Annotated in this window: 7 protein-coding genes; 3 read left to right on the forward strand and 4 right to left on the reverse strand. The window is 70.9% G+C overall.

Translation table 11 applies throughout. The features are described 5' to 3' along the window. Window positions 1-33 precede the first annotated feature (33 nt). A complete protein-coding gene (locus KBY19_RS23670; protein ID WP_099886479.1) occupies window positions 34-1,281 on the reverse strand; it encodes a PfkB family carbohydrate kinase in 1,248 nt (415 codons plus the stop codon). Between the two features lie 260 nt (window positions 1,282-1,541). Continuing rightward, window positions 1,542-2,873, reverse strand: a complete 1,332-nt coding sequence (locus KBY19_RS23675; RefSeq protein WP_210966647.1) for a glucarate dehydratase family protein — start codon at window positions 2,871-2,873, stop codon at window positions 1,542-1,544. 228 nt (window positions 2,874-3,101) lie between these two features. Between KBY19_RS23675 and KBY19_RS23680 the strand changes: the two genes are divergently transcribed. Then, window positions 3,102-3,893, forward strand: a complete 792-nt coding sequence (locus KBY19_RS23680) for an HAD family acid phosphatase (RefSeq protein WP_099880678.1) — start codon at window positions 3,102-3,104, stop codon at window positions 3,891-3,893. 106 nt (window positions 3,894-3,999) lie between these two features. Here the strand turns inward: KBY19_RS23680 and KBY19_RS23685 are convergent, their stop codons facing one another. Together KBY19_RS23685 and KBY19_RS23690 are read right to left on the reverse strand one after the other, a co-directional pair. Continuing rightward, window positions 4,000-4,278 carry a protealysin inhibitor emfourin gene (locus tag KBY19_RS23685; RefSeq protein ID WP_210966648.1) on the reverse strand — a complete coding sequence of 93 codons (279 nt, stop codon included), beginning with the start codon at window positions 4,276-4,278 and terminating at the stop codon, window positions 4,000-4,002. A gap of 125 nt (window positions 4,279-4,403) precedes the next feature. After that, window positions 4,404-5,501, reverse strand: a complete 1,098-nt coding sequence (locus KBY19_RS23690; protein ID WP_185016816.1) for a M4 family metallopeptidase — start codon at window positions 5,499-5,501, stop codon at window positions 4,404-4,406. Window positions 5,502-5,959: 458 nt separating this feature from the next. Here KBY19_RS23690 and leuA point away from each other — a divergent pair, with 458 nt between their 5' ends. Both leuA and KBY19_RS23700 read left to right on the forward strand, forming a co-directional pair. Then, window positions 5,960-7,756 carry a 2-isopropylmalate synthase gene (leuA, locus tag KBY19_RS23695; RefSeq protein WP_099880671.1) on the forward strand — a complete coding sequence of 599 codons (1,797 nt, stop codon included), beginning with the start codon at window positions 5,960-5,962 and terminating at the stop codon, window positions 7,754-7,756. A 227-nt stretch (window positions 7,757-7,983) separates the two neighbouring features. Next, window positions 7,984-8,423: TerB family tellurite resistance protein (locus KBY19_RS23700; RefSeq protein WP_210966649.1), on the forward strand; the 440-nt coding region annotated here is incomplete at its 3' end.

Raw genomic sequence — 8,423 nt, forward strand, 5'->3', positions numbered from 1 at the left:
GGCGGAGACGAGCCGGGGGCCGAGCGGTGGGTGTCAGCCCTCGCGGTCGCGGAAGCCGAGCGTGGGGACGGCGCGGCGGGGCGGCGACGAGGCGGCGCAGTCGGTGAGGATGCGGCTGAGGAAGGCGTAGTGGCCGCAGCTGGGCTCCTGGGAGCCCACCCGGCGCCACCAGGCGGCGATCTCGGGCCAGCCGGGGGCCGAGAGGGAGCCGCCGAACTCCTGGACGGACAGCGCGGCGGTGAGCCCGGCGAAGGCGAGGCGGTCGGCCAGCGGCCACCCGGCGAGGCTGCCGGTGACGAATCCCGCGACGAACACGTCACCGGCGCCCGTGGTGTCCAGGGCCTCCACGGCGATGCCCGGCACGGTGGCGGTCTCCCCGGTGCGGGCGTCCACGGCGTAGGCACCGTCCGCTCCCATGGTGACCACGGCGACCGGTACCTGTTCGGCCAGGGCGTGCGCGGCGGCGTACGGGGTGTCGGCGCGGGTGTAGCGCATCGCCTCGGCGGCGTTGGGCAAGAACGCCTCGCAGTCGGGCAGTTCGGCCAGCGCCGCGAGGTCCCAGCGGCCGGTCTCGTCCCAGCCGACGTCGGCGAAGATGCGGCTGCCGCGCCGTGCGGCGGTCGCGATCCACTCCTGGGCGCGGCCCGGCACCAGCGAGGAGACGCACGCGGTGGCGGGGGGCGGGCACTCGGGAGCGTCCGGGTCGTAGGCGGTGGCGGCGTTCTTGGGCGGTGCCTCGTGCCCGTGGGAGATCATCGTGCGTTCGCCCTCGTACGCCATCGAGACGGTCACGGGGGAGTGCCAGCCGGGGACGGTGTGGGAGAGGGAGAGGTCGATGCCCTCGCCCGCCTCCAACTCCTCACGGCAGTAGTCGCCGTACATGTCGTCGCCGAACGCGGCGGCGAGCGAGGTGCGCAGGCCGAGGCGGGCGAGCGCGGTGGCCATGTTGGCGATGCCGCCGGGGGAGGAGCCCATGCCGCGGGCCCACGACTCGGTGCCGCGTACCGGCGCCGAGTCCAGCCCGGTGAAGATGATGTCGAGGAAGACGGTGCCGGTCAGATAGACGTCCCAGCGGGGGGCATCGGATGCGCGGACCGCCGTCAGCGGGTCGAAGAGCGGGCGGGAGAGGGCGGCGCGGTGCGCCTGCCGGGGGTGCGCGGGGTGCGCCGGGTGCGGGGGAGCCATGGGGCCGCGTCCCGGTCGGCCGGGCTGGGAACACCCCTGGCCGGAGACCGGCGGCGAACCGGCCTGGGGGTTTTCGCGCGTGCTCACCGTGCTCACCGTGCCTTCCCCGTCGATGTGCTGTCCCCGTTCCGCCACGGCGGGGTGCCCGGCGCGGCGTACCACCGGCGGTTGCCACCAACCGTGCGGCGTGCCACCGACCATAGTGCCTCCCGGGTCGGGGACGGGGCCCGTGCGGCGGTGTTCCACCGCACGGGATCACGGGCGCGAGCGGTGAGGAGAACGGTGAGCGGGACGGCGGGGTGAACGGCGGGCCAGGCCCCCGGCGCACGCCCTTGGCGGCTGCCGGGCGCGGACTGTCACCAGCGGGGCACGGAGGGTGTGACCCACTCCGGGTCGGCCACTCGCATGGCTGCCGCGTCGTCGCGGTCGCGCAGCGTGCCGTCGTCGGCCAGCCAGCGCTCGTGCAGGGCGGCGAGCCGGTCGGGGTCGAGCTGGACGCCGAGGCCGGGGGCGTCGGAGACGTCCACACAGCCGTCGCGGAAGACGAGCCGCTCGGTGAGGACGTCCTCGGTCTGCCAGGGGTAGTGGCTGTCGCAGGCGTGGTCGAGGTCGGGCACGGTGGCCGCGACGTGGGTCATGGCGGCGAGGCTGATGCCCAGGTGGGTGTTGGAGTGCATGGACAGGGCGACGCCGAAGGTGCGGCAGAACGCGGCCAGTTCGCGGGTGGCGCGCAGCCCGCCCCAGTAGTGGTGGTCGCTGAGCACCACTTGGACGGCGCCGCTGGTGAACGCCTCGGGGATCTCTTCGAGGGTGGTGACGCACATGTTGGTCGCCAGCGGCACGTCGGCGTGTGCGGCGATCCGCGCCATCGCCCGGGTGCCGCTCGCCGGGTCCTCCAGGTACTCCAGCACGTCGCGCAGTTCGTGCGCCACGTGCAGCGAGGTCTCCACCGACCAGGCGCCGTTGGGGTCCAGCCGCAGCGGCCGGTCGGGGAAGGCGTCGGCGAGGGCGCGGACGGCGGCGATCTCCTCCTCGGGCGGGAAGACGCCGCCCTTGAGCTTGAAGGAGCCGAAGCCGTACTCGTCCACGAACCGACGGGCCTGCGCGACGATGCCCGCCGGATCGAGCGCGGCCTGCCAGTCGTCGGGCTCGCCCGCGGGTTTCGGCGCGGCGCCGGGTCGGCGGGCGCGGGCGGGGTGGTCCGCCCAGCGGTAGAAGAGGTAGGCGCTGTATTCGACACGCTCGCGTACCCGCCCGCCCAGGAGCGCGTGCACGGGCAGGCCGAGCGCTTGGCCGAGCGCGTCCAGGCAGGCGACCTCGAAGCCGGACAGCACCGACAGCCGCAGTTTCTCGGCGGTCTGGGTGCCGCGCAGGCCGCCGACGTCGACACCGTCCTCGATCCGTTCCTCGGCGACCGCCACCTGACCGGCCCGCAACGCGAGTCCGTTCAGGTTGCTGACCGACGTCCCGGGGAGTGCCGCGGCCAGCGGCCGTGCCAGATCGAGGTACTTGGTGTCGCCGTAGGTTTCGCCGACTCCGGTGACCCCGCCCGCCGTCTCGATCTGGACGATCAGCCGTGGCGTGTACGGCTGATGCACGCCCTGGGTGTTGAGCAGCGGCGGGTCGGCGACGAGCACGGGGGTGAGACGTACGCCGGTGATGGTCAGGTCCTTCACGCGCGTGCTCATGCTGCTCCCGCTTCCGGCCCGGTGCCGTCCGGTCCCACTGATGTTTATGTATGCGTACGGAGATTAAGGAGCTGAACGAAGCAGGGTCAAGAGTGCCGAGTCCGCGTCGCAGGTTTTGCCCATCGTTGAATCTCCGCGCGTAGATGTGCGGTTGGCTGCGCTGCTACGTTCCCGGGGACCTTCTCCGGGTTCTCATGCCCCTGCCAACTCGCCGCGAGGAGCCGCGCCATGCCCCGTTCTCTCCGTTCCGCTCTGCCCCTGGTGGCCGTCGCCGCCGTGGCGGGCTCGGCACTCTTCGGGGTCGGCCAGGCGACGGCCGACCACGCGGTGCCCAGGACCGACAAGGAGATTCCCAACCTCGACCAGGTGAAGACCAGAATCGAGGCGTACTACGGCGACATCGAGACCTCGGACGGCGAGCACCACGCCTCACCGCACAGCAACTACGCCCAGCAGACGCGCCGCATCGCGGCCAAGGCCCGCAAGAACCTCGAACGGGACCTGCGCGCACACCGCTCAGGGGGCGGCTCGAAGAACAAGCCCGCCGTCGTGTTCGACGTGGACGACACCACGCTGCTGACCTACAACTTCGAGCGGAAGATCGGCTACCACTTCACCCCCGAGGCGCAGGACGACTATCTGCGCACCGAGAACATGGAGCCGGTCTTCGGGATGCGCAAGCTCGTCAACTGGGCGGACAGCAAGGGCATCACGGTGTTCCTGGTGACCGGGCGCAAGGAGTACCAGCGCGACTGGAGCGTGCGGAACCTCAAGAAGGTCGGCTACAGGAACCCGGTCGACAAGAAGCACTTCTTCCTCAAGAACGAGGAGCACCCGCCCCCCTACCTCGACTGCGGCAGCGACTGCACGACCGTGGAGTACAAGTCGGGCACCCGCGAGCACATCGAGGAGCAGGGCTACGACATCCTCGCCAACTTCGGCGACCAGTACAGCGATCTCAAGGGCGGGCACGCCGACCGGAAGGTCAAGCTGCCCAACCCCATGTACTACCTGCCCTGACCGGGTACCACCTGCCCGCACCGGCTCGGGCCGTTGCCCGCGCCGGTTGCTCGGGCCGCTGCCCGCACGGCTGCCGGAAGCGGGGCACGGGGCCGGGGCAGGCCGCTCACGCTCCTTCCTTGAGCACCTTTCTCACCAGCGCCGACTGCGCCTCGGTGAGTTTGGGGTCGGCGCAGTGGGCGGTGGTGGCGGAGCCTTCGGTCTCCACCCTGACCTCGTAGTGGAACCCGTCGGGCACGCCCATCGGCGCTGCGCCGAGGCCCTCGCGCACCGCCTGGTCGGCCAGGTGCGCGAGTTCCTCGGCGTCGGGCCGGCCCGCGGTCTGAAGGGTGGCGCGGCGGGTGAGCCCGCCGAAGCCACCCGTGCGGATGACAGTGATACGCATACGTCCATCTTCCCGGCAATCCGGCCGCACGTTAAGTACCGCAGGGGCTGCATCGGGCCGAGGACGTCAGCGAGGCCGTCAGCGAGGCCGTCAGCGAGGCCGTCAGCGAGGCCGTCAGCGAGCTGTCACCTCGCGGTCACACCCACCTCGGACCAGCACTTGCGTACCGCCTCGTGCTCGTCGCTGCCGTCGCCGTAGCGGGACTTGGCGGCCTCGGTGGTCGCCGTGGCGAAGGTCGCGAAGTCCGTGTCCGGCTGCAGCGAACCGCCGGTGAGGGTGTCGTACCAGATCTGGCCGGCGCGCTCCCAGGCGTTGCCGCCCAGCTCCATGGCGAGGGTGTAGAAGGCATGGTTGGGGATGCCGGAGTTGATGTGCACCCCGCCGTTGTCGGCGCCGGTGTTGACGTAGTCCTCCATCTTCGCCGGCTGCGGGTCCTTGCCGAGCACGTCGTCGTGGTAGGCCGTGCCGGGGGCCTTCATGGAGCGCAGCGCCTGGCCCTCCACCCGGTCGGTGAACAGCCCGGAGCCGATCAGCCAGTCCGCGTCCTGTGCGCTCTGGCCCAGGCTGTGCTGCTTGATCAGGGCGCCGAAGACGTCGGAGACCGACTCGTTGAGCGCCCCGGACTGGCCCTGGTACTCCAGATTGGCGCTGTACTGGGTCACGCCGTGGGTCAGCTCATGGCCGATGACGTCCACCGGCAGGGTGAAATCCCGGAAGAGTTCGCCGTCGCCGTCGCCGAACACCATGCGCTCGCCGTCCCAGAAGGCGTTGGCGTACTCCTCGCCATAGTGCACCGTCGCGTCCAGGGCCAGCCCCGCGCCGTCGATCGAGTAGCGGTCGTAGACGCTCAGGAACAGCTCGAAGGTCGCGCCCAGGCCCGCGTAGGCGCGGTTGACCGAGGCGTCCTGGACGGGCTCGCTGCCCTCCTCCCGCACCGTCTTGCCGGGCAGCGTCTCCTTGTTCTCCGCGTCGGAGATGGTGCGCTGCGGTTTGCGGTCCGCGGGGTCGATGTCCGGCGCCACGGGGGCTGCGGAGAGCAGGCCGTGACGCACAGTGGTGATCTGGCGGCGGGTGCGCTGGGTCGCGTCCCGCTCCAACGTGCGCCGGGCGGGCCGGGAGAGGACCTCGTCGCTGTTCCTGGATACCTGGTCGAGGAGGTGTGGAGGCACGATCGTGCAGAAGACGGGATGGGTCTGCGGTGAGTGCGCGCGATGTGCGTTCATACAGAGCAATGTGGCACTCCGTTACCGGCCTGTCACCGGTTGCGGAGATGATTCGCGCAAAACGGTGTTGAACCGGGTAGTGTGATGTCCTTTTTCGCCCACTTCTCCGTTATCGTCGTGCACCCCCGGTCACGCGCGGTGACCGTCATCAGCCGTCGGACTTCGCCGTCACGCTCCGCTGTCACCTCCGCCACCGGCCCCGCCCTCGCCCGCTCCCTCCCGCGCGTTCCGGCGCCCGGCACCCGTGTCCCGCTGCCGCCTTCGGGCATCCCGCATGGTGATACGCCACTGAGAGCCCGCCGGGCCTCCGTTATGCTGCGAACATCATGCGTTTCGGGCTGCTTCTTCTTAGCTGCCGCGGCGAGGGTCTGTAGCCACCGCAAGGCCGACCCCCTCCCCGCGGAGTTCGGTGCTGTCGTCGGTCTTGGAACAGCCACCTCACCAGGAGCCTGAACGCCATGACATCCCAGCAGCCCACCCGGCCTGCCCGCTCGACGCAGGCCCCCATCGGGCGCGCCACCCCGCTGACCGCCGCCTCGGTACGCCAGCGCCCCTCCGGTATGCCGGTCCACCGGTACGGGCAGTACGAGGCCGTCGACCTGCCCGACCGCACCTGGCCGGACAACCGGATCACCAAGGCGCCGCGCTGGCTGTCGACCGATCTGCGGGACGGCAACCAGGCGCTGATCGACCCGATGTCCCCGGCCCGCAAGCGGGAGATGTTCGACCTGCTGGTCCGGATGGGCTACAAGGAGATCGAGGTCGGATTCCCCTCCTCCGGCCAGACCGACTTCGACTTCGTGCGCTCCATCATCGAGCAGGACGCGATCCCCGAGGACGTGACGATCTCCGTCCTCACCCAGGCCCGCGAGGAGCTGATCGAGCGGACCGTCGAGTCGCTGAAGGGCGCCCACCACGCCACGGTGCACCTGTACAACGCGACGGCCCCCGTCTTCCGTGAGGTCGTCTTCCGCGGCACCCGCGACCAGGTCAAGCAGATCGCGGTCGACGGCACCCGGCTGGTGCTGGAGTACGCCGAGAAGCTGCTGGACGACCGCACCGTCTTCGGCTACCAGTACAGCCCGGAGATCTTCACCGACACCGAGCTGGACTTCGCGCTGGAGGTCTGCGAGGGCGTCATGGACGTATGGCAGCCCGAGGACGGCCGCGAGATCATCCTCAATCTGCCCGCGACCGTGGAGCGCTCCACGCCCAGCACCCACGCCGACCGGTTCGAGTGGATGGGCCGCCAGCTGTCCCGCCGGGAGCACGTGTGTCTGTCCGTGCACCCGCACAACGACCGCGGCACCGCGGTGGCCGCCGCCGAGCTGGCCGTGATGGCGGGCGCCGACCGTGTCGAGGGCTGTCTGTTCGGGCAGGGCGAGCGCACCGGCAACGTCGACCTGGTGACGCTGGGCATGAATCTGTTCAGCCAGGGCGTGGATCCGATGATCGACTTCTCGCAGATCGACGAGATCCGCCGCACCTACGAGTACTGCAACCAGATGGAGGTCCACCCGCGCCACCCGTACGTGGGCGACCTGGTCTACACCGCCTTCTCCGGCTCCCACCAGGACGCCATCAAGAAGGGCTTCGACGCCATGGAGGCCCGCGCGGCCGAGGCCGGCAAGAGCGTGGACGACGTCGAGTGGGCCGTCCCCTACCTGCCGATCGACCCCAAGGACGTGGGCCGCTCCTACGAGGCCGTCATCCGCGTCAACTCGCAGTCCGGCAAGGGCGGCATCGCCTACGTCCTCAAGGGCGAGCACAGCCTGGACCTGCCCCGCCGGATGCAGGTGGAGTTCTCCAAGATCATTCAGGAGAAGACGGACGCGGAGGGCGGCGAGGTCACGCCCGCCGACATCTGGGCCGCCTTCCAGGACGAGTATCTGCCGACCCCCGAGAAGAGCTGGGGCCGCATCGCGCTGCGCGGCGCGCAGACCTCCACCACCAGCGACGGCGCCGACGCGCTGACCGTCGAGGCCGTGGTCGACGGCGAGCCGGTGGTGCTCAGCGGCACCGGGAACGGTCCGCTGGCGGCCTTCTTCGACGCGCTGCACGCCATCGACGTGGACGTACGGCTGCTCGACTACGTGGAGCACACCATGAGCGAGGGCGTCGGCGCCCAGGCCGCCGCCTACATCGAGTGCGCCATCGGCGGGCAGGTGCTGTGGGGCGTGGGCATCGACGCCAACATCGTCCGGGCCTCCATCAAGGCGGCGGTCTCGGCGGTGAACCGCGCCTACCGGCCATGAGCCGCCCACCGGTGGTGAACCGCGTCCACGGCGGTGAACAGCGCCCGCGGTAGGCGGTTCCGTACGGACAGGTAACGGATTTCCGTACCGAAACCACTCACCGGGCGTCGGCGACACGCGACTTGCGAGAGGCCGAAAAACTCTCCAGGGGCTGTCTCCGACGCCCGGCTGTGGTTAATATCACGTCACCCGGCGACGTTGCCGAATCGTGATGGAGGTGCGAGGTCATGCGCCAACGACCCTTCCGTGTACGTCTCGCAGGGGTCCGCACGAGCTGGCGCACCCTCGATGACGGCGACTTCTTCTGCCCCGACTGCGGAGGCGACCGCCGCTACCGCAGACGGACCGGGCGGCGCCGCTTCGTCGTTCTGGGCGTCCCGTTGCTCCCGCGCGGTCCGGCCGGGCCCGTCGTCGAATGCGTCGCCTGCCGCGGCCACTTCGGCGCCGACACCCTGGACCGGCCCACCACCTCCCGGCTGGCCGGCATGCTGCGCGAGGCGGTGCACAGCGTGGCGCTCGCCGTACTGGCCGCGGGCGGCTCGGACGCGCGCGCCGCGCGCGAGACGGCCGCCGAGACGGTTCGGGCGGCCGGGTTCCCCGGCTGCACCGAGGAGAAGCTGACCGCGCTGCTGGCCGCCCTCACCGCGGAGAGCAGACAGCACGGCCA

Origin of the sequence: Streptomyces sp. B15, from assembly GCF_018070605.1 — a bacterium.
In the GTDB taxonomy this organism is placed as follows: Bacteria; Actinomycetota; Actinomycetes; order Streptomycetales; family Streptomycetaceae; genus Streptomyces; species Streptomyces smyrnaeus.